This is a genomic window from Janthinobacterium sp. 344 (assembly GCF_900112025.1).
In the GTDB taxonomy this organism is placed as follows: domain Bacteria; phylum Pseudomonadota; class Gammaproteobacteria; order Burkholderiales; family Burkholderiaceae_D; genus Janthinobacterium.
In genome coordinates this window covers 1-19,517 of record NZ_FOKL01000002.1, presented here as the reverse complement: position 1 = coordinate 19,517, position 19,517 = coordinate 1, and the positions used below count along the sequence as shown (strand labels likewise).

Annotated in this window: 21 protein-coding genes and 1 riboswitch; of the genes, 2 read left to right on the top strand and 19 right to left on the bottom strand. The window is 65.1% G+C overall.

The features are described 5' to 3' along the window. Nucleotides 1-62 precede the first annotated feature (62 nt). Nucleotides 63-272, top strand: a complete 210-nt coding sequence (locus tag BM193_RS06295) for a FitA-like ribbon-helix-helix domain-containing protein (RefSeq protein ID WP_092803477.1) — start codon at nt 63-65, stop codon at nt 270-272. A 6-nt stretch (nt 273-278) separates the two neighbouring features. Then, the gene (locus BM193_RS06290; RefSeq protein WP_092803480.1) at nt 279-689 is read left to right on the top strand and encodes a PIN domain-containing protein; all 411 of its coding nucleotides are present in this window, start codon (nt 279-281) and stop codon (nt 687-689) included. 3 nt (nt 690-692) lie between these two features. Here the strand turns inward: BM193_RS06290 and yacG are convergent, their stop codons facing one another. From yacG to cobT, 19 genes are all read right to left on the bottom strand, one after another. After that, nucleotides 693-881: a DNA gyrase inhibitor YacG gene (gene yacG, locus BM193_RS06285; protein WP_092803483.1), complete on the bottom strand. Its 189-nt coding sequence runs from the start codon at nt 879-881 to the stop codon at nt 693-695. 11 nt (nt 882-892) lie between these two features. Beyond that, nucleotides 893-1,648 (bottom strand): cell division protein ZapD, encoded by a 756-nt coding sequence (zapD, locus tag BM193_RS06280; RefSeq protein WP_092803486.1) that lies wholly within the window; start codon nt 1,646-1,648, stop codon nt 893-895. A gap of 62 nt (nt 1,649-1,710) precedes the next feature. Continuing rightward, nucleotides 1,711-2,358, bottom strand: a complete 648-nt coding sequence (gene coaE / locus BM193_RS06275) for a dephospho-CoA kinase (protein ID WP_092803489.1) — start codon at nt 2,356-2,358, stop codon at nt 1,711-1,713. 22 nt (nt 2,359-2,380) lie between these two features. Further along, entirely contained in the window at nt 2,381-3,250 is an 870-nt protein-coding gene (locus BM193_RS06270) for a prepilin peptidase (protein ID WP_092803492.1), read from the bottom strand. A 99-nt stretch (nt 3,251-3,349) separates the two neighbouring features. Beyond that, the gene (locus tag BM193_RS06265; protein ID WP_092803495.1) at nt 3,350-4,546 is read right to left on the bottom strand and encodes a type II secretion system F family protein; all 1,197 of its coding nucleotides are present in this window, start codon (nt 4,544-4,546) and stop codon (nt 3,350-3,352) included. A gap of 73 nt (nt 4,547-4,619) precedes the next feature. Then, nucleotides 4,620-6,092, bottom strand: a complete 1,473-nt coding sequence (locus tag BM193_RS06260) for a DHA2 family efflux MFS transporter permease subunit (RefSeq protein ID WP_217638526.1) — start codon at nt 6,090-6,092, stop codon at nt 4,620-4,622. 114 nt (nt 6,093-6,206) lie between these two features. Next, on the bottom strand, nt 6,207-7,670 hold the full coding sequence (locus BM193_RS06255; protein ID WP_092803501.1) for a cobyric acid synthase: 1,464 nt from the start codon (nt 7,668-7,670) through the stop codon (nt 6,207-6,209). Continuing rightward, nucleotides 7,667-8,485, bottom strand: coding sequence for an ABC transporter substrate-binding protein (locus tag BM193_RS06250; protein ID WP_092803504.1), 819 nt, complete (start codon nt 8,483-8,485; stop codon nt 7,667-7,669). Before BM193_RS06250 ends, BM193_RS06255 begins: the two co-directional genes overlap by 4 nt. After that, nucleotides 8,482-9,393 carry a cobalamin-binding protein gene (locus BM193_RS06245; RefSeq protein WP_092832253.1) on the bottom strand — a complete coding sequence of 304 codons (912 nt, stop codon included), beginning with the start codon at nt 9,391-9,393 and terminating at the stop codon, nt 8,482-8,484. Before BM193_RS06245 ends, BM193_RS06250 begins: the two co-directional genes overlap by 4 nt. Continuing rightward, on the bottom strand, nt 9,390-10,376 hold the full coding sequence (gene cobD, locus BM193_RS06240; protein ID WP_092803510.1) for a threonine-phosphate decarboxylase CobD: 987 nt from the start codon (nt 10,374-10,376) through the stop codon (nt 9,390-9,392). The genes BM193_RS06245 and cobD overlap by 4 nt, the downstream gene beginning before the upstream one ends. Beyond that, the gene (gene cbiB / locus BM193_RS06235; protein ID WP_092803513.1) at nt 10,369-11,322 is read right to left on the bottom strand and encodes an adenosylcobinamide-phosphate synthase CbiB; all 954 of its coding nucleotides are present in this window, start codon (nt 11,320-11,322) and stop codon (nt 10,369-10,371) included. The genes cobD and cbiB overlap by 8 nt, the downstream gene beginning before the upstream one ends. Next, on the bottom strand, nt 11,316-11,882 hold the full coding sequence (cobU, locus tag BM193_RS06230) for a bifunctional adenosylcobinamide kinase/adenosylcobinamide-phosphate guanylyltransferase (RefSeq protein ID WP_092803575.1): 567 nt from the start codon (nt 11,880-11,882) through the stop codon (nt 11,316-11,318). Before cobU ends, cbiB begins: the two co-directional genes overlap by 7 nt. 7 nt (nt 11,883-11,889) lie before the next feature. Further along, nucleotides 11,890-12,534, bottom strand: a complete 645-nt coding sequence (gene cobO / locus BM193_RS06225; protein ID WP_092803516.1) for a cob(I)yrinic acid a,c-diamide adenosyltransferase — start codon at nt 12,532-12,534, stop codon at nt 11,890-11,892. Further along, nucleotides 12,531-13,304, bottom strand: a complete 774-nt coding sequence (locus BM193_RS06220) for an ABC transporter ATP-binding protein (RefSeq protein ID WP_092803519.1) — start codon at nt 13,302-13,304, stop codon at nt 12,531-12,533. The genes cobO and BM193_RS06220 overlap by 4 nt, the downstream gene beginning before the upstream one ends. Nucleotides 13,305-13,311: 7 nt before the next feature. After that, nucleotides 13,312-14,337 carry a FecCD family ABC transporter permease gene (locus BM193_RS06215; RefSeq protein ID WP_092803522.1) on the bottom strand — a complete coding sequence of 342 codons (1,026 nt, stop codon included), beginning with the start codon at nt 14,335-14,337 and terminating at the stop codon, nt 13,312-13,314. 88 nt (nt 14,338-14,425) lie between these two features. Further along, nucleotides 14,426-16,294, bottom strand: a complete 1,869-nt coding sequence (locus BM193_RS06210) for a TonB-dependent receptor domain-containing protein (RefSeq protein ID WP_092803525.1) — start codon at nt 16,292-16,294, stop codon at nt 14,426-14,428. Nucleotides 16,295-16,419: 125 nt separating this feature from the next. Continuing rightward, nucleotides 16,420-16,662: riboswitch (cobalamin riboswitch) on the bottom strand. Nucleotides 16,663-16,706: 44 nt separating this feature from the next. Then, on the bottom strand, nt 16,707-17,261 hold the full coding sequence (locus BM193_RS06205) for a histidine phosphatase family protein (protein WP_092803527.1): 555 nt from the start codon (nt 17,259-17,261) through the stop codon (nt 16,707-16,709). Between the two features lie 4 nt (nt 17,262-17,265). Next, nucleotides 17,266-18,072, bottom strand: coding sequence for an adenosylcobinamide-GDP ribazoletransferase (locus tag BM193_RS06200; protein ID WP_092803530.1), 807 nt, complete (start codon nt 18,070-18,072; stop codon nt 17,266-17,268). A 4-nt stretch (nt 18,073-18,076) separates the two neighbouring features. Next, complete coding sequence (gene cobT, locus BM193_RS06195; RefSeq protein WP_092803533.1) at nt 18,077-19,117, bottom strand: nicotinate-nucleotide--dimethylbenzimidazole phosphoribosyltransferase; 1,041 nt, start codon at nt 19,115-19,117, stop codon at nt 18,077-18,079. Between the last annotated feature and the right edge of the window lie 400 nt (nt 19,118-19,517).

Sequence of the window (19,517 nt, the reverse complement as noted above, 5' to 3'; positions counted from 1 at the left end):
ACTCTCCTTGTATAGTCGGCGCTTTGCGCTACAGTGCTTTGATGACGCACTGGGGAGCCCGCATGCCGCTGACCCTGACCTTTACCGACACGGATGAATTGCTGATCGCGGCGCTGCACAAGCGTGCCCGCGCGCATGGCCGCAGCATCGAGGAAGAGCATCGCGACATCTTGCGCAGCGCCTTGCGGCCGCTGCCGAAGCGTCCGCTCGAGGATATTCTGCGCGGCATGCCCGACGTGGGACTGGACACGGATTTCGAGCGCCGCTCCTGACGTGCGATGGCCGCCTACCTGGTCGATACGGATGTGATCGTCGCCGCGCGCAAGGGGGCAGGCGCGCCGGCCGGTGTCGCCGCCTTCTTCGAGCGGGTGGCGCCCGAGGCGCGCTACATTCCGGTGCAGGTGATCGCGCAATTGCGCGCGGGCATACAGTGCAGCTGGCGGCGCGAAGCGGCGCTGGAAGCGCTGGCCCTGGAGGGCTGGCTGGAAGCGCTGCTGGCGCAATACGCGGCGCGCTTGCTGGACTTCGATCTCGATTGCGCACTCGTCTGCGCGCGGCTGCATGGCGACGCGCATGGCGTGGATGGACAGATCGCGGCGATGGGCATCGCCTATGGCTTGACGGTGGTCAGCGGCAGGCTCGACAGTTTCGTGGCGCAGGGACTGCGCCTGGAAAATCCATTCAAATGAAGCTTACTGCGGCTTGTTGTCTTCGTCCGCGAGGGGATCTTCAAACGGATCGGCGGCGGGGATCGTGTATTTTTCCTCGGCCCAGGCGCCCAGATCGATCTGTTTGCAGCGTTCCGAGCAGAAGGGGCGGTATTTACTGGCCTCGGTCCATTCGACTTTGGCGGCACAGGTGGGGCAGTTGACTACAGTCATGGTAATTACAGTTAAAAATTACAGAGCGTGAGCTCGAATGGCACATCTTCTTCCAGCGGCTTGGGTTTCAAATCGCCGCCCTGGGTCGTGAAGCGTACCCACAGCATATATTTATTGGCGGAAATTTCCGGGATGGCGCCGCTGCTTTCATCCAGGCTCAGGCGCAGCATCTGGTAGACCTTGCCTTGCAGCATTTGCTGGTAGCTGCCGCCGTTGGCGATCAGTTTAACGGGTCCGCCGGAATCGCGCAGCAGGCGCAAGACGAGGGCCAGCGCATCGAACAGGGGCGCCAGCGGGGCAAACCAGGCGTGGATATCGGCCAGGCGCTGTTCCGAGCTGCGTTTTTGCCAGGCAAAATACGAGGGCAGGTCGAATTCGCAGGCGCCGCCCGGGATGATGGTGCGGCCGCGAATACTCATCAGCCATTCATTGTCGCGGATATTCTGCCCCGTCTTGCCTTGCGCCGCCACCAGGGCGCCGCTAACACTGTCGAGTTCGCCAAGGATGGCGTCCAGGGTTTCCGGTTCCACGTTCGGATTGCTGCGGTAGCCTAGCAGGCTTTGGCGCTGGCGCTCGAGTTCCTGCAGCAGGTCGGACTTCAGGTCGGCGCGGCCGGCCACTTCGAGCATGTCGAAAATGGTTGCCAAGGCAACGTGGTGCTGCATTGCATGCTCTTGCTGGATGAAGAACTTGAATTTGTCGTACAGGTCTTCCAGCCGCAACAAGGTCCGTATGCGTTCGTTGAAAGGGTATTCGTAGACAATCAAAATAATTCCCTTAAGTAAGGACCTGCAAACAATCCCGTGATTTTGAACCAAGCGTCGACAAATTACAAACGTTGCGACCCGATTCCGGCCATTCTTTTTGAAAATGCCAGATATAAATCGTGCAACTGGGCAATCTGCGGTTCCAGGGCGGCCAAATCGCCATTATTGTCGATCACATCGTCCGCCGCCGCCAGGCGCATGGCGCGCGTGGCCTGCGTCGCCATGATGGCCTTGACTTGTTCTTCCGATAAGCCATTGCGCGCCATCACGCGTGCGACCTGCAAGCTTTCCAGGCAATCGATGACCAGCACCCGGTCGACCCGCTCCACCCAGCCGCCCGATTCGACCAGCAGGGGCACGGCAAAGATCACGTAGCTGCCCGTCGCTTCGGCGGCCGCCGTCAGGGTGGCCTGGCGGATGCGCGGGTGCAGGATGGCTTCCAGTTTCGCCTTGGCGGCGGCGTCGGCAAACACGAGGTTGCGCATTTTGGTGCGGTCGAGGGCGCCGCGCGCATCGGCGTAGTCGGCGCCAAATGCCGCCACCAGTGCCGGCATGGCCGCGCCGTTCGGCGCCGTCAGGCTGTGGGCGATCTGGTCGGTATCGACGATGGAGGCGCCGCGCGCGGCGAACAGGTCGGCCACGGTGCTCTTGCCGCAACCGATGCCGCCGGTGAGTCCCACGCTGAAATAGGGGGCGTTTTGTATTTGCATGTGTTGATCCATAAGGGGCAGGTCAGCCGGCCAGGCCCAGCGTCAGCTGCGACAGGGGCGTGCGGTACACTAGGGCGATGAGACCCGCCGCGGCCAGGTAGGGACCGAAGGGGATGGGCTTGTCGCGCCCGCGCCTGGCGAAGACGATCAGGCCGATGCCGACCACGGCGCCCACCAGCGACGACACCAATATGATCGTCGGCAACATGGTCCAGCCCAGCCACGCACCGAGCGCCGCCAGCAATTTGAAGTCACCATAGCCCATTCCCTCCTTGCCTGTCGCCAGCTTGAAGGCCCAGTACACGCTCCACAGGGCAAGATAACCGGCGGCCGCGCCGATGACGGCGTCTTGCAGGGGCACGAAGGTGCCGTTGATATTGACCAGCAGGCCGGCCCACAGCAGGGGAAAGGTGAGGTCGTCGGGCAGCATTTGCGTATCGGCATCGATGAAGGTCATGGCGATCAGCAAATAGGCAAATACCAGCGTGGCCAGGCCCGTCCAGCCGCTGCCGAAATGCCAGATCAGGACGGCAGACAGCGCACCCGTCAGCAATTCCACCAGCGGATAGCGCACCGAGATGGGCGCCTGGCACGCGCTGCACTTGCCGCGCAGCAGCAGATAGCTGATGACGGGAATATTTTCCATGGCCGTGATGCGGTGGCCGCAGGCGGTGCAGTTCGAGTGCGGCAGCATCAGGTTGTAGCGGTCCGTGTGCGGCAGCGGCAGGCCGCTTTCCTCCGCCACGTAATTGTCGGACTCGCGTTGCATCATTTTCGGCACGCGGTGGATCACCACGTTCAGGAAGCTGCCGACGATCAGGCCGAACAGGGCGGCGACGAGGGCGACGGGCAGATTGCCGGGCGCGGCGAACAGCAGGGTATCTTGCAGCATGGTGGACTTGGATGAGTGTTGCCGCGCAAACATTGCCTGGCACTGCCGCAGTGTAAAACATCTGCCGGCGCATGGGGACGTTTTGCGCAGGGCGATCTGTCAAATCACGGCGCCGAGCTTGAAAATCGGCAAATACAGGGCGATGACGAGGGAGCCCACGAGCACGCCCAGCACCACCATCAGCGCCGGTTCCAGCAGCGTGGTGAGGATGGCAACGGTGGCTTCGATCTCCGCTTCGATGATGTCGGCCGCGCGCGACAGCATGGCGTCGAGCGCGCCCGATTCTTCGCCGATCAGGGCCAGCTGCGTCAGCAGCGGGGGAAACACGCCGCTACGTTCCATGGCCAGGGCCAGGCTGCCGCCAGCGCGGATGTCGCGGTCGATGCGCGCCGTCGCTTCCTGGTACAGCGGGTGGCCGGCGGCGGCGCCCACCAGCTTGAGCGAGTCCAGCAGCGGCACGCCGGCGGCGAACATGGCGGCCAGGGTGCGTGTCCAGCGGGCGATCGCCGCCTTGCGTAAGAGCGGGCCGACCAGGGGCAGGCGCAGCGCCTGCACTTGCGCGTGCCGGCGCAAGGCGGGCCAGCGGCGCCAGGCCAGGCACAGCAGCACGCAGGCCAGTGCCAGCGCCGCCAGCAGGGCCAGCCAGTAGCGCACGAGCAAGGCGGACAAGCCCATGACCACCAGGGTGGGCAGGGGCAATGGCGCGCCGAAGCTGTCGAAAACCTGGCGGAAGGCGGGCACGACCACGCTCATGATGATGGCCGTGACGATGATGGCGACGAGCACGATGGCCAGCGGATACATCAGCGCGCCGCGCACCTGCCGCCGCAGGGCGATGGCTTTTTCCTGGTGCGTGGCCAGGCGCGCCAGCAATTCCTGCACGATGCCCGCCTGTTCGCCGGCCGCCAGCAGGTTGCAATACAGGTCGTCAAACAGCCGGGGAAACTGGCGGAATGCCTGCTGCAGGCTGCTGCCCGCTTCGATCGCGTGGCGCAGCTCGCGCATGAGGTCGGTGACGGCGGGCTTGGCATGGCCCTTGCCGGCGATGTCGAAGGCGTGCAGCAGCGGCACGCCGGCCGCCATCATGGTCGACAGCTGGCGCGTAAACAGGGCGATATCCTTGCGCGTGATGGCCTTGCCTGGCGCGGCGCGCGCGGCCTTGAGCCTGCTGGCCAGGATGCCCTGGCGCCGCAGCGCGAGCCTGGCGGCACGGGCGTCCACCGCGCGCAAGATGCCATCCACGGCCTGGCCATGGCGGTCCGTGCCCTTCCATGCAAACTGCCGTTCGGCCGCCATGTGCGCCTCCTGCCGTCACGGTAGCAGCGGCAGGCGAAAACGCCAGCGGTGCTGGCGGCCAGCTTGACGTGGCTCAGCCTTTCGTGGTTTGCACTTCCGTCTGTACAACGGCCTGGGCCTTGACGTCGGGCGCGTCTTCCGCATCGCTGTCCGTGCCCTTGCTGATGCTTTCGCCATCGTCGCGGCGCAAGGTCCAGAAGGTCAGCGACGACAGGATCGTCAACGCCGCCAGGGTCAAAAAGGCGTGGTGCAAGGCCGTGCTGAGCATGGCGCGGTCCGACTGCGGCATGTCGCCCAGGTACCAGCCCGTGATCAGCGAGCCGAAGGCCAGGCCAAAGCTCATCGATAGTTGCTGCATCGAGCTGGCGATGGTGCTGGCCATGCTCGAATCGCTGTTATCGACATCGGCGTAGGCGATGGTGTTCATGCTGGAAAACTGCAGCGAATTGAAAAAGCCCATGCACAGGCTGATGGCGACGATCACGTACAGCGGCGTGCCCACGTTCACCAGCGAAAACATGGCGATGGTCACGCCGATCAGCACCGTGTTGACGATGAGTACCTGGCGGTAGCCGAAGCGGGCCAGCACGCGCGCGGAAATGAATTTCATGCCCATGGCGGCGGCCGCCGACGGCATCATCAGCAAGCCCGACTGCCACGCGGGCAAGCCCAGGCCCAGCTGGTACAGCAGCGGCAACAGGAAGGGCAGGCCGCCCACGCCCAGGCGCGTGACGAAGCCGCCCACCACGGAGACGCGGAAGGTGCGGATCTTGAACAGGGTCAGGCGCAGCAGCGGATGCAGCACTTCGCTCGAATGCCAGGCATACGCGGCCAGCAGGCTGATGGAAATGAACAGCAGCACGGCAAACGAGGTGGGGTCGATGCGGTGCTCGCCAAAGATTTCCAGCAGCCACGACAGCAGGGCGATGCCCGTGCCGAACAGCACCAGGCCGATCAGGTCCAGCGGACGCGGCTTGTCGCCGTAATAATCGGGCATGTAGCGGTGCGCCAGGTACAGCGCCACCAGGCCGACGGGCACGTTGACGAAGAAAATCTCGCGCCACGACAGCCAGTGCACGATCAGCCCGCCCACCGTGGGTCCCAGCAGCGGGCCGATCAGGGCCGGGATGATGACGAAATTCATGGCCGCCAGCAATTGTGACTTGGGAAAGGTGCGGATAATGGTCAGCCTGCCTACCGGCATCATCATGGCCGCGCCCACCCCTTGCAGCAGCCGCGCCGCCACCAGCATCGGCGAATTGACGGACAGGCCGCACAGGATCGAAGCGATGGTGAAGATGGCGACGGCGGCGGAAAACACGCGCCGCGTGCCGAAGCGGTCGGCCATCCAGCCGCTGATGGGAATGCACACGGCCAGGCTCAAAATATAGCTGGTGACGACCGCCTTCAGGCTCAGCGGCGTCACATTCAGGCTGGCGGCCATGGCGGGAATGGCGGTGTTGACGATGGTGGAGTCGAGTTGCTCCATGAACAGGGCGGTGGCGACCACCCAGGGAAGGTAGCTTTTAATCGGGGAACTGGTCATGGATGCGGGGCCTGGTAAGGGATGCTGCGCCTGTGGTATGCCAGCAATTGTCACATAAATAGGCGCGCTGCGTCGCCGCCGCAGCGCTCCATTGTTGCAACAAGGAAATGTCGATCAGCGTCCCAGGCCGTCCAGCGCCTCCAGCGCCTGCAGCAATGGCAGGGCCGCATCGGCAATGCGCTCCAGGCTCGCCTCGCGCAGGGCGCTGGTGTCGACCGTGTGCTGCGAGGCCAGTCCAGCCCAGCGCAGCAGCGCCGCGCAGGCCGCGGGCGTGTCGAACAGGCCGTGCAGATAGCTGCCCAGAATCTGCCCGTCAGGCGACACGGCCCCTTCCGGCCGGCCCGCGATGACGAAGGCCGGCTGCCGCAAGGCCGCGCCATGCGACACGCCCATGTGGATTTCATAACCGGCCACGGCGGCATTGTCCGCGCCGGCGAACGCGCAGTGTCCCGCCACCTGCTCCAGCGTTTTTTCCGCCGTCAGCTGCGTGTGCATGTCGAGCAGGCCCAGTGCGACAGACTCTCCCGCCGCGCCTTCCACGCCCAGCGGATCGTGCACGGACTGCCCCAGCATCTGGAAGCCGCCGCAGATGCCGATCACCTTGCCGCCATAGCGCAAGTGTTTTGCCAGGTAGGCGGGCCAGCCCTGCTGCTGCAGCCAGGCCAGGTCGCCGCGCGTGTTCTTGCTGCCGGGCAGGATCACCAGGTCGGCAGGCGGAATCGGCTGCCCCTGCCGGACGAATTGCAGGTCGATGTCGGGATGCGCGCGCAGGGCGTCGACATCCGTGTGGTTGCTGATGCGCGGCAGTTGCGGCACCACCACCTTGAAGGCGCCCCGTTCGGCCTGCGTCGCCTCGACGGCGTCCTCCGCGTCGAGGAACAGGCCTTGCAGATACGGCAGCACGGCCAGCACGGGCTTGCCCGTCTGCTGTTCCAGCCACTCGATGCCCGGTTGAAGCAGCGAGATATCGCCGCGGAAGCGGTTGATGACAAAGCCGATGATGCGTGCCCGTTCGCTGTCGGACAAACACGCCAGCGTGCCGATGATGTGCGCGAAGACGCCGCCCCGGTCGATGTCGGCCACCAGGATCACGGGGCAGTCGACGGCTTCCGCAAAGCCCATGTTGGCGATGTCGCGCGCGCGCAGGTTCACTTCCGCCGGGCTGCCCGCGCCTTCGACGACGACGGCATCGTACTGCTGGCGCAGTCGCGCGTACGACTCCAGCACGGCGCCCATGGCGACGGTTTTATAGTGCTGGTAGTCGCGCGCATCCATCTCGGCGCGCACCTTGCCGTGGATGATGACTTGCGCACCCGTGTTCGACGACGGTTTCAGGAGCACCGGGTTCATGTCCGTATGCGGCGCGATGCCGCAGGCCAGCGCCTGCAGGGCCTGGGCGCGGCCGATCTCGCCGCCGTCGCTCGTCACGGCGCTATTCAAGGCCATGTTTTGCGGCTTGAACGGCGCCACCGTCACGCCGCGCCGTTTCAGCAGGCGGCACAGGGCCGCGACGACGGTGCTCTTGCCGGCGTCGGACGTCGTGCCCTGTACCATCAGGGCGGGGAAGGGCGTCTTCATGTTGCTTGCTCCTGCTGATGCTGCCATTGCGCGATGATGTCGCTGATCTGGCGCAGGCCATGTGTGATGGCGGCAGGGCCTGGCGAGAGGATATCGGGCGACTTGATCTCGAACAACATCTGGTTTTTTACGGCCGGTATCGATTCCCAGCCAGGGCGCGCCGCCAGTTGCGCGGGCTGGAATTTCTTGCCGCACCAGCTGGCGATGATGATGTCGGGCGCGCGCGCCACCACGTCGTGCGGATCGGCGATGATGCGCTCCTTCGCGCCCGGCTGCATGGACAGTTCCGGGAAGGCGTCGGCGCCGCCGGCGATGCCGATCAGCTCCGCCGCCCAGCCGATGCCGCTCATCAGGGGTTCGTTCCATTCCTCAAAATACACCACCGGCTTGCGCGTCCAGGCAGCGGCGCGGTCCTGCGCGGCGGCGAGATCGGCGCGCAGGCTGGCGATCAGCGCGCGGCCTTCTGCCTCGCGCTGCACCAGGGCGGCCAGCACGGCGATCATGCGCAGGATGCCGCCCACCGTGCGCTGGTTGAACTGGTGCACTTCGACGCCCGCTTTGACCAGGTCGCGGCAGATATCGGCCTGCATGTCGCAAAAGCCGATCACCAGGTCCGGTTTCACGGCCAGGATGCGTTCCAGGTTCGCGGATGAAAAGCCGCTGATCCTGGTTTTTTCCGCGCGCGCGCGCGATGGCCGCACGGTGAAGCCGGAGATCCCCGTGATGAGGTCTTCGGCGCCCAGCGCATACAGGGTTTCCACCGCCTCCGTCGACAGGCAGGCGATGCGCTCGTAGTGACTCGCCGCGTGACTCATTGCCCGGCCTTGGCTGCGGGAGAGCCGCGGCGCTGGCGCGCCACTTCCAGCTGTTCGCACATGGCGGCCGTGCCCTCGATCATGCGCGGGCCGGCGCGGTTCAGCAGGTCGCCATTCAGGCGGAACAGATTATTCCGGCGCACCGCCGTCATCGACGGGAAGGCGCGCCACATGGCCAGGCCGCCTTCGCTGCGCGGATCGCTCTTTTCGCTGGTGCCGAAAATGACTTCCGGGTCTTCCTGCAGCACGCCCTCCGGCGTGACGACGGGCGCCACCACCTTCATCGCGGCAAAGACGTTCTGCCCGCCGCACACGCGCATCGAGTCGCTGATGATGCTCGCGCCGCTCAGGGTATACAAGGGCTTGTCCCACACCTGGTAAAACACGCGCACGGTCGGGCGCTGCGCGTACTGCGCCGTCAGGCTGGCCAGCTTGGCGCGCAGCTGGGCGGCGGCCGGCTTCGCGACGGTGTCCGTTCCCATCAGCTGCCCCAGGCGCTCGATGCCGCTGGGGATGTCGGCCAGCTTGCGCGGCTCGCTGTGATAGATGGGCACCTTCAACTGGCGCAGCATGGCGATCTGGCGCTCGGCGCTGCCATGCATCCAGACGACGATCAGATCCGGCTTCATGGCGATGATGCGTTCCATGTCGTACTGGCGGTTGTCGCCCACCTGCGGAATCTTTTTTGCCGCTTCCGGATAGTCGCTGTAACTGACGGCGCCGACGATCTTCTCGCCGCCGCCGGCCGCGAACAGCAGTTCCGTGATGTGCGGTGCCAGCGCCAGGATGCGCTGCGCCGGCTTTTGCAGGGTAACGAGATTGCCGTCGTCATCGCGCACACTGATGGCGGCGTGCGCCTGCAGCGAGATCAGTCCGGCCAGCAGCAGCGATATGTTCAGGGTCTTCATGTGCGTTTCCATGTGGTGAGGGCCTGCTGCAGGCGCAGCCAGGCGGGTTCGTCGGGGGGCAGGCCCAGGCGGATGCCGTGGGCGGCGTGGCGGAACAGGCGCACCCAGATGCCCGCTTCCGCCATGTGGCGCCAGAAAATGTCGGCGCGCGCTTCCGGCCACCACTGGAACAGCGCCGTGCCGCTGCTGGCGATGCCGTGGATTGCCAGCAGTTGCCGCAGGCGCGCGCCTTCGTCGCGCAGGCGTTCGCGCATGGCCACTTGCCAGCGGGTGTCGGCGAGTGCGGCCAGGGCTGCCTGCTGTGCGGGGCCGCTGACGGTCCAGGGGCCCAGCATGTCGGCCAATTGTGCCAGCAGCACGTGATGGGCGGCGACAAAGCCCAGGCGCAGGCCCGCCAGGCCGAAGAATTTTCCCACCGAGCGCAGCACCACCAGGCCCGGCTGGCCGGCATGGGGGCCGAGGCTGGCGTGCGCTTCCGTATCGCCAAACGCTTCATCGACCACCAGCCAGCCGCCGCGCCTGGCCAGCTTGCCGGCCCACGCCAGCAGCAGTTCGGGCGCGATGCGCTCCCCGGTGGGATTGTTCGGATTGCAGATCACCAGCACGTCGCAGTGGTCGACGGCATCGGCCAGCTGTGCATACGGCACTTGCCGCAACTGGTGGCCGTGCTGGCCCCAGTGGTGCGCGTGTTCCGCATACGAGGGCGCGGCCACCACCACGCGCGATGGCGCGCGCAAGCGGGGCAAGGCCTGGATGGCCGCCTGCGTGCCCGCCACGGGCAGCATGGCTGGCGCGTGGTAGTAGGCGCAGGCGGCAGCGGCCAGCGCGGGATCGGCCTCCGGCAGCCGGTGCCAGGCGTTGGCGTCCGGTGCTGGCGCTGGGTACCAGTGCGGGTTGATGCCCGTCGACAGGTCGATCCAGTCGGCGATGGGCCGGCCATATTCGCGCGCCGCGTCGCGCAGGTTGCCGCCATGTTCAAGCAAGATAGGTCTCCCGCAGATAAAACAGGCCTGCCAGCAGCGCCATCCAGATCAGCCACAACACGGCCGTTTCGGCCACCAGGCGCCAGGCGCGGTCGATGTCGCGCGCTTCGGCCGGACGCCCGCTGCCCAGCGGCGGACGCTGTTCCAGCTCACCGTCGTAGACGGCGTCGCCACCCAGGGCCAGGCCCAGCGCGCCGGCGCCGCTGGCCATCACGGGACCGGCGTTCGGGCTGCCCCAGTGGGGCGCCTGACTGCGCCAGCACCGCCAGGCGCGTTGTTTATCCGCCATGCTCTTGCCCAGCAAGACATACGACAGGGCCGTCAGGCGCGCCGGCAGGTAGTTCAATACGTCGTCGATGCGCGCGGCGCAGCAGCCGAACCAGTCGTAGCGCGCGGTGCGGTAGCCCCACATGGCGTCGAGCGTATTGGCCAGGCGGAACAGCACGGCGCCGGGGCCGCCCGCCACGGCAAACCAGAACAGGGTGCCGAAGACGGCGTCGTTGCCGTTTTCCAGCAGGGATTCGGTGCTGGCCTTGGCCAGGCTGGCCGCGTCGGCGTTGGCCGTGTCGCGGCTGACGATGCGCGCCGTCAGCAGGCGCGCGTTGTCCAGATCATCGATGGCCAGGGCTTCGGCGATCGGCTGGTTGTGGTCGCGCAGGCTGCGCAAACCGAGGCACAGATACAGCAGGAAGACGTGCAGGGCCGCGCCGGCCAGGCCGCACAGCCACCAGGCGGCATAGCTGATCGGCAGCACGGCCAGCATCCACGCCAGCGCGCCGCGCAGGAAACGCCCACGGCCCCGGTTCAGCAGGCGCTCGAACGCGCTGGCGAGGCGGCCAAAACCCACCAGCGGATGCCAGCGGCGCGTCTCGCCCAGCAGCATGTCGAGCAGCACGCCGGCCGTCATGAGCGCCGCCAGCGTGGGCAGCGACAGGCCGCTCAGCATGGGCCGCCCTTCAGGTACAGGGGCAGGCCGGCGGCCACGAAAACGGCCTTGTCGCACAGGGCCGCCACGGCCTGGTTCAGGCGTCCCGCTTCGTCGATGAAGCAGCGCGAGATGGCGCCATACGGCACGATGCCCATGCCCACTTCGTTCGACACCAGGACAAGGTCGCAGCCGGTGTCGCCGATTTCGGCCAGCGCGTACAGCAGGTGCGCGCGCTCGCTGTGAAACAGTTCGGGCAGGGCGATGTCGCCCACGTCCGGATACGTCTCGCCGCTGGAAAACATCAAATTCGTCAGCCACAGGGTCAGGCAGTCCACCAGCAGCAGCCGGCCGGACCTGGCTTCCCGCAGGATGGCGTCGCCCAGGCGCAGCGGCTCTTCCAGTGTGCTCCACTCGGCCGGGCGCCGGGCCCGGTGATGCGTGATGCGCGTGGCCATCTCGCCGTCGCCCGCCTGCGCGGTGGCGAGGTAGACCACTTCCTTGCCGGACTCGCGGGCCAGTTGTTCCGCGTAGGCGCTCTTGCCGGAACGGGCGCCGCCGAAGACCAGGGTGCGCGTCATGGCGCTGTCACCACTCGGTGCCGAGCTGCGCGCCGATGCCGGCCGCATACGCATGCTTGACGACGGCCATCTCGGTGACGGTGTCGGCGATGGCGATCAATTCGTCGGGCGCGCCACGGCCCGTGATGACCACGTGCTGCATGTGCGGGCGTTCCAGCAGGTCGGCGATGACCTTGTGCACGTCGAGGTATTTGTATTTGAGGGCGATATTGAGTTCGTCGAACAGCACCAGGCCGTAGCTGGGATCGGCCAGGAAGGCCTTGGCCTGTTCCCACGCCAGCTCGGCTTTTTCGATGTCGCGCTCGCGGTTCTGCGTTTCCCAGGTATAGCCTTCGCCCATCGCATGAAAACTGATTTCGTCGGGGAAGCGGCGCAGGAATTTCTCTTCGCCCGTCGACATGGCGCCCTTGATGAACTGCACCACGCCCACTTTCATGCCGTGGCCCATGGCGCGGATGGCCATGCCGAAGCCGCTCGAACTCTTGCCCTTGCCATTGCCCGTGTTGACGATGATGATGCCGATTTCCTTGTCGGCCTTGGCGATGGCCGCATCGATGATGGCCTTTTTTCTCTCCATGCGCACGCGGTGGCGTTCGTTGATCGCTGCGATATTCGCTGCGGTGTCCGCGTCGGCGGCTTTGTTCTCGCTCATTGTGAATCCTCTTTTGGTATGAATATCTTGCGTTTGCCGTGCTCGATGATCTCGATCGGGTGGCCCAGGTAGTCGCCCAGGATGGAGGCCTGCATCACCTCGGCCACGGGGCCGGCCAGCCAGCCGCCATCGCCCATCAGCAGCAGCGCGTGCGTCGAGACGCTGTGCGCCAGGTTCAGGTCATGGCCCACCATCACCACGGTCTTGGTTTGTTCGCGGCACAGCCTGGCCAGCAAGCCCATGACACTGACCTGATGGGCCAGGTCCAGCGCGTTGGCCGGTTCGTCCAGCAGCAGCAGGGGCGTGTCCTGCGCCAGCATGGCGGCGATCGCCACGCGCTGGCGTTCGCCGCCGGAGAGGCTGCGCACGTCGCGCTCGGCCAGGTGCTGCACTTCCATCGAGGCCAGTGCCGCCAGGGCGATGCGCTGGTCGTCGCTGCCTTCCCAGTAATGGCTGTCGTGATACGGGTGGCGCGCCGACAGCACCGTTTCAATGACGCGGTACGAAAACGCGTCATGCCGCGCCTGCGCCAGGAAGGCGCTTTCGCGCGCCAGCTCCTCCAGCGGCCAGTCGCCCAGCGCGCGGCCCTGTACCGTCACGTGGCCCGCATCGGGTTCGCGCAGGCCGGCCAGGGCGCGCAGCAGGGTGCTTTTTCCCGCGCCGTTGCGGCCGATGACGCTCCAGCATTCGCCATCCTTGATCTGCCAGGTGAGGTTTTCCACCAGGGAGCGCGTGCCGGCCTTCAGGCCGAGTTGGTAGGTGCGGATCATGGTTGTTTCATTTACTGCGCAGCCGGTGCAATTGGTACAGGAAGACGGGCGCGCCGATCATGGCTGTCACCACGCCGACGGGCAGCTGCAACGGCGCCAGCACCGTGCGCGCCAAGGTGTCCGCCAGTACGAGGAAGGTGCCGCCGGCCAGCGCGGCGGCGGGGATCAGGAGGCGATGGTCGGGGCCGCAGGCGAAACGCAGCGCGTGCGGCACGATCAGGCCGACGAAACCCACGCTGCCGGCGCTGGTGACGGCGCTGGCCGTGAGCAGGCCGGAACAGAAGAACAGACCCTTGCGCAGCGCGCCCACGCGCACGCCCAGGGTGCTGGCCGCTTCCGCGTGCAGCGCCATGATGTTGAGCGAGCGCGCGCAGCGCAGGGCGAAGAGCAGGGCGCCCGCCAGGACCAGCCAGGGCATCAGCCGCGCCGGCGCGCCGGACAGGTCGCCGATCATCCAGAAGATCATGCTGCGCAAGCGGCTTTCCGGGGCGATGGATAGCATCAGGGTGACGATGGCCATGCAGGCCGAGGCCAGGATCACGCCCGTCAGCAGCAATAGCGAGGCGCCGCCTTCGGCCGCCGCGCCGCCGCGCAAATCGCGGCGGGCAAAGAAATACAGCAGCATGGAGACGCCGACGGCGCCGGCGAACGCCGCCGCGTCGACCACCCACAGCGCGCACATGAACAGCAGCGCGGCCAGCGCGCCGACGGAGGCGCCGGCGGATATGCCCAGCACATACGGGTCGGCCAGCGGGTTGCGCAGCAAGGCCTGCATCATGACGCCGGCCAGCGACAGCGCGGCGCCCGTGACAAAGGCGGTCAGCGCGCGGCCCAGGCGCAGGTCGAGCAGGGTGGCGGCGAGGGTATCGGTCTTGCCCTGCATGAGGTGCAGCAGGGCGGAAGGCATGTCGGCGAGCGGGATCGCGATCGAACCGGTCATGCCGGAGAAAATCAGGCTGGCAACTGCGCACGCGGCCAGCACCGCGATGATCACGGTGGCGCGGTGTCGCATGTTGCGAAAAAATGGGTGCATGTACTGCCTTAAAAACGGGGACTGCAGAACTGCATCTGCGGGCGATGGCGGCATGCCATCGCCCGCAGCTTACATCATTACTAGCTGCTTATTTCATACCATAGCGCACGCCAACGAAGAGGTTCGAGCCTGGCGTTGCATAGAAGCGGCCCAGTTCGTAGTCCTTGTTGGTGATGTTGTTCCAGCGTGCCAGCACCGACCAGTCGCGTGCGACCTGGTAGGTGGTGTACAGGTTCAGCAAGCCGTAGCCACCGAGGGTGGTTTTGTTGGCGGCATCTTCAAAACGCTTGCCAGACAACTGCCATTCCGTACCGGCGGTCAAAGGACCCGTCGTGTAATCGACGGCGAAATTGGCATGCTTTTTCGAGCGGCGCGCCAGTTGCTTGTCCGTCGTTTCGTTGCGTGGGTCCTGCAAGTCGATACTGCCACTGACGTTGAAGGCGCCTAACTTGTGCGCGCCCGCCAGCGTCACGCCTTCGAGCAGGGCTTTGTCGACGTTCATGCTGCAGCCGTAGCCTGGCTTCCAGCCAATCACCGGGCAAGCCGACACGTAGGTGAGCATGTCGGTGATCTTGTTATGGTAGTAGATCGCGCTCAGTTGCGACTGGCCGTCGTTGTAATGCAGGCCGACTTCGGCGTTGCGGCCTTTTTCCGGCTTGTTCGTCGGGATGCCGGAGTCAGGGTAGTAAAGATCGTTGAAGGTCGGTGCGCGGAAGCTGGTGCCATAGCTGGCGCTGGCGCGCAGGGCATTGCTGAAACGGTAGCCATAGGCGACGCTGCCCGTGTTGTGCGTACCGTACGCGGAGCTGTCGTCGCGGCGGCCGCTGATGCTGGCCAGGTGGGCGCCGCGCACCAGGTTGTACGATGCGGCGAACGATTTGGTATTGCGTCCGCCGGACAGGCCTTTGGCCGAGCTCACGACGTCTTCGTCACGGTATTCGCCCAGCAACTGCAGGGTATCGCGGCCAATGAAAATATCGTTTTGCCAGGTGATATCCGTTTGCTTGGTGTCGAACTGGCTTCTGCCGAAGGCGCCCGTTGCGGAAACCGAGGTTTGCTTGTCCTTGGCCTGTGCGTAGCGCAGTTCGCTGGTCCAGTTCGGCAAGAACTGGTTCTTCGTGAAGACCGAGATGTTTTCCAGTTTATTGTAGTTGCGTGCGTCGAAGTTCAGGCCCGAATCGTACTGCGCATCGAGCTTGCTTTTCAGGAACGTCAGGCCGACGTCATGGCCCTTGGCCATCTGGTAGCCAAACTGGCCGCTGACGCTTTCCTTGTCGTAGCCGTCTTTGTCCGGATTGTAGGTGTACGTCGAGGCGCCCAGCTTGGAGGCGGAAAAGCCTTCCGATTTTTCCTTGCCCGCGGTCAGCGCGTAGCTGAAGCTGTTGTTGCCGCCGGTGGAGCCGGCAACGCTGGCTTCCGCCTGGCGCGTATCGTAGCGGCCATAGCCGGCGAAGGCGGAAAAGCGCGTCGCGCCGTCGCCTTTCTTGGTGAAGATCTGGATCACGCCGCCGACGGCATCGGCGCCATACATGGTGCTCAGTGGACCGTAGACGATTTCAACGTGGTCGATGCTCGACAACGGCAGGGCGCTCCAGTTGGCGGTGCCCGATGTGGCGGAGCCGATGCGCACGCCGTCGACCAGCACGATATTCTGGTTGGCATTCGCGCCGCGAATGAATACGCTCGAATTGGTGCCAGGGCCGCCACTGCGATTGACTTCAATGCCGCGCTGCTTTTGCAGCAGGTCGATCAGGGTACCGGCGCCCGAGCGCGCGATGTCTTCCGAGCTGATGGTCTGCGTATCGCTCAGTACTTCGCTCAGGTGCTGCGGGTAGCGGCTGGCGGTGACGACGACAGGGTCGAAGGTGTCGGGCGTGGTCTGGGCGAAAGCGGCAGGCGCGGCAATGGCTAGCGCGAGCGACGTGAGCGCCGCGTGGCGGGAAACAGCATGGGTCATGATAATTTTCAGTAAGTAATATGCAACCAGCCGACGTCCCCGTAGGCCAGATTGAACAGAAGTGGAACTGAAGATGACGATCGAAGATGGCCATGGGCCATTCGGATCGCGAACATCCCCGTTCGCACACTTCCACCTGTCCTGGCCGGTATCCGGGCTGGCAAGTACGGCTATCCCACCTTCCCATGCTCGATGCTTGCAAGCACAGTGGTTGTCAGAGATAGCTTGTCGTCCGCTTCCTGTAGGCAGGGGCGACACTTGCTTACCGTTGCGGGGGCAGCACACGTTCGCCGCGATCGCGGCATCGTGTTTCCCGTTTAACTGCGCTCATGGACATGAGCGCGGGCACCAAAACCCCGCCATTATACGTGCAGCAGGCGTGGACTGAAATGGTTGGCTGGACAATTCAATATCAGAAATCGAGGCGGATCGCCGCACCGTAGGCGATTTTGTGGGCGGAACTGGCCGCCAGCAGTGCCGTTTCCTCCAATGGCAGCCCGGCTTGCAAGGCGCACAGCAGGCGGATGGTGCCCGCATGGCAGACGACGACCGCCGTTGCGTGTGGTTCGCGCAACAGATCCTGCAAAAAGGCGTCGACGCGGATAGTCATTGCCAGCACATGCTCGCCGCCGCCGGGCCGGTAGTGGACCATGTCGGCGGCCCAGGCGTCGATTTCCGCGCGCGCGATGGCATGCCATGGCTGCATTTCCCATGCGCCGAAATCCATCTCGGCCAGGCGCATGTCAAAGTGCAGGGCGCTGGCGGGCAGGTCATGCGCCAGGGCCGCCGCCAGTTCCGCGCAGCGGTGCAGCGGGCTGGCGTAGAGCGGCACCCCGGCCGGCAGCGTTGCTTGCAGGCTGGCGCGCACTTTGGCCATTTCGTGCGGCGCCACGGCCACGTCGCTGCGGCCATAGCAGGTGCCGCTGGTCACTTGCGGCGCGGGGTGGCGGACGAGGATCAGGCGCATGCTGCTAATAGAAGTGCACGGGAGGCTGGAAACTCGACAGGATGGCCAGGTAGACAGCCACCTCCGCCACCTGCTGCACGGCGCCCAGGCAGTCGCCCGTGTAGCCTTGCAGGCGGCGCTGGCATTTGCGGCCCAGCCACCAGGCGGCGCCGGCGGCTGCCACGATGGCGAAGGCCAGCGCGCTCCAGTCCATGATGCCCAGCGCGCCGCAGACGATGGCGGGCAGCAGGCCGCAGACGGTGGCGATGATGAATTCCCCCGCGCGCATCTCCTGTGCCATGGGCTTGGCCTTGCCTTCGTCGCGCGCGTAGTCCATGAGCCAGATCAGCGACACGGCGGCCAGGCGAGAGATAGGGTGGGCGATAAACATTGCGGCCACCACCACGGCTGGTGGCAACGAAGCCAGCGCCATGCATTTGATGGCCAGCAGGCAGATGATGCCGATGGCGCCATACGCGCCGATGCGCGAATCCTTCATGATTTCCAGCACCCGCTCGCGCGTCAAGCCGCCGCCGAAACCGTCGCACATGTCGGCAAAGCCGTCTTCATGGAAGGCGCCAGTCAGGTAGATGCCGGCGGCCACGGCGAGCAGCACGGCCACCGGCGTGGGCAGCAGCCAGCTGGCCAGCAGGTAGACGGCGCCGGAAATGGCCGCCACCACCACGCCGACCAGAGGGAAGTAGCGCGAAGCGTGCTGCAGCCAGGCTGGCTCGAAACCCACCCAGCGCGGTATCGGCAGGCGCGTGAAGAACTGCAGCGCAATGAAGAACAGGCGGCACTGGTGGACGAGGGAAGTCAGGGGATTGAACATCGGCTTAGTCGGTGCCGGATTTTTCGCTGACCTGGGCAGAGGCGAAGGTCGCCATCTCGCGCATGAAATTGACGGCCGCGTGCAGCAGCGGCAAGGCCAGCGCGGAACCCGTGCCTTCACCGAGGCGCAGGTCGAGATGCAGCAACGGTCGCGCGTCCAGGCTGGCCAGCAACTGGCGATGGCCGTTTTCATCGGAGCAGTGCGAAAACACGCAGTAATCGAGGATGGCCGGCTGCAAGCGCGCCGCCACCAGCAAGGCGCTGCTGACGATGAAGCCGTCGATCAGCAGGATCATGCGCCGTTCGGCCGCCCTCAGCATGGCGCCGGCCATCATGGCGACCTCGAAACCGCCAAACGTGGCCAGCACGGCCAGGGGCTCGTCGGCTGCCGCGTGATGCGCGACGGCCGCTTCGATCACCTGCTGCTTGTGCAGTACGCCTTCCTTCGACAGGCCCGTGCCGGCGCCCACGCAATCGGCGACGGGCGTGCCCGTCAATTTGTGCATCAATGCGGCGGCGGCCGTGGTGTTGCCGATGCCCATTTCGCCAAAACCCAGTACATTGCCGTCCAGGGTGGCGACCAGATCCATGCCAGCCTGCATGGCGGCCAGGCATTGCGCCTCGCTCATGGCCGGTTCCTTGGCGAAATTGCGCGTGCCAGGGCCTTGCTTACGGTCCAGCAAGCCGTCGCGCGGGCCGAAATCATGGTTCACGCCGGCGTCTACTATATAGAGGGCGCAATCGGCCTGGCGGGCGAAGACATTGATGGCGGCGCCGTTGCCGAGGAAATTTTCCACCATTTGCCAGGTCACGCTTTGCGGATAGGCGGAAATGCCTTCGGCGACAACGCCATGGTCGGCCGCGAAAACGATGATGGCAGGCTGGCGCAAGGCCAGTTGCGTGCTTTGCTGGATCAGGCCAATTTGATGGGCCAGGGTTTCCAGCATGCCGAGGCTGCCCAGCGGTTTCGTTTTGCTGTTGATGGCGTGTTCGAGGGCGCTGGTCAGGGCGGGATTGGCAGTGGGGACGATGTGTGGGATAGGCATGGGAATCTATATGGGTGAGGCAGGGAATGGTCGGCGCTACGATATCACACAGCAATATTTACCCACCTGCAAAATAGCCCTTGCGGGGCGCGCGGGCCTTGGCTATAATTCGCCCCCTCGCTGAACGACGCATGCAAATGCCGAGTGAAGCAGGGTGAAAAAAGAAGGTTGACGAAATAGCCGAAACGCTTCATACTCTTCCTTCTTCGCAGCTGACAAACACAACGCTTTGTCGATAGCGCGAAAGCAGTAACCGAATACAGTTCTTTAACAATTAACAGTCGATAAGTGTGGACATTTGATGCAAGTGCAGCGCCGATCTTCGGATTGGCGTCTAACTTAAAATATCAAATGTTCACGAAGAAATAAATGAAATAGGACGCTTCGCAAGAAGTGGCCT

Coding starts and splice junctions, on each gene's coding strand:
- BM193_RS06295 (WP_092803477.1), top strand. CDS start 63: ATGCCGCTGACCCTGACCTTTACCGACACGGATGAATTGCTGATCGCG.
- BM193_RS06290 (WP_092803480.1), top strand. CDS start 279: ATGGCCGCCTACCTGGTCGATACGGATGTGATCGTCGCCGCGCGCAAG.
- yacG (WP_092803483.1), bottom strand. CDS start 881: ATGACTGTAGTCAACTGCCCCACCTGTGCCGCCAAAGTCGAATGGACC.
- coaE (WP_092803489.1), bottom strand. CDS start 2,358: ATGCAAATACAAAACGCCCCCTATTTCAGCGTGGGACTCACCGGCGGC.
- BM193_RS06270 (WP_092803492.1), bottom strand. CDS start 3,250: ATGCTGCAAGATACCCTGCTGTTCGCCGCGCCCGGCAATCTGCCCGTC.
- BM193_RS06265 (WP_092803495.1), bottom strand. CDS start 4,546: ATGGCGGCCGAACGGCAGTTTGCATGGAAGGGCACGGACCGCCATGGC.
- BM193_RS06260 (WP_217638526.1), bottom strand. CDS start 6,092: ATGACCAGTTCCCCGATTAAAAGCTACCTTCCCTGGGTGGTCGCCACC.
- BM193_RS06255 (WP_092803501.1), bottom strand. CDS start 7,670: ATGAAGACGCCCTTCCCCGCCCTGATGGTACAGGGCACGACGTCCGAC.
- BM193_RS06250 (WP_092803504.1), bottom strand. CDS start 8,485: ATGAGTCACGCGGCGAGTCACTACGAGCGCATCGCCTGCCTGTCGACG.
- BM193_RS06245 (WP_092832253.1), bottom strand. CDS start 9,393: ATGAAGACCCTGAACATATCGCTGCTGCTGGCCGGACTGATCTCGCTG.
- cbiB (WP_092803513.1), bottom strand. CDS start 11,322: ATGCTGAGCGGCCTGTCGCTGCCCACGCTGGCGGCGCTCATGACGGCC.
- cobU (WP_092803575.1), bottom strand. CDS start 11,882: ATGACGCGCACCCTGGTCTTCGGCGGCGCCCGTTCCGGCAAGAGCGCC.
- cobO (WP_092803516.1), bottom strand. CDS start 12,534: ATGAGCGAGAACAAAGCCGCCGACGCGGACACCGCAGCGAATATCGCA.
- BM193_RS06220 (WP_092803519.1), bottom strand. CDS start 13,304: ATGATCCGCACCTACCAACTCGGCCTGAAGGCCGGCACGCGCTCCCTG.
- BM193_RS06215 (WP_092803522.1), bottom strand. CDS start 14,337: ATGCACCCATTTTTTCGCAACATGCGACACCGCGCCACCGTGATCATC.
- BM193_RS06210 (WP_092803525.1), bottom strand. CDS start 16,294: ATGACCCATGCTGTTTCCCGCCACGCGGCGCTCACGTCGCTCGCGCTA.
- BM193_RS06205 (WP_092803527.1), bottom strand. CDS start 17,261: ATGCGCCTGATCCTCGTCCGCCACCCCGCGCCGCAAGTGACCAGCGGC.
- BM193_RS06200 (WP_092803530.1), bottom strand. CDS start 18,072: ATGTTCAATCCCCTGACTTCCCTCGTCCACCAGTGCCGCCTGTTCTTC.
- cobT (WP_092803533.1), bottom strand. CDS start 19,117: ATGCCTATCCCACACATCGTCCCCACTGCCAATCCCGCCCTGACCAGC.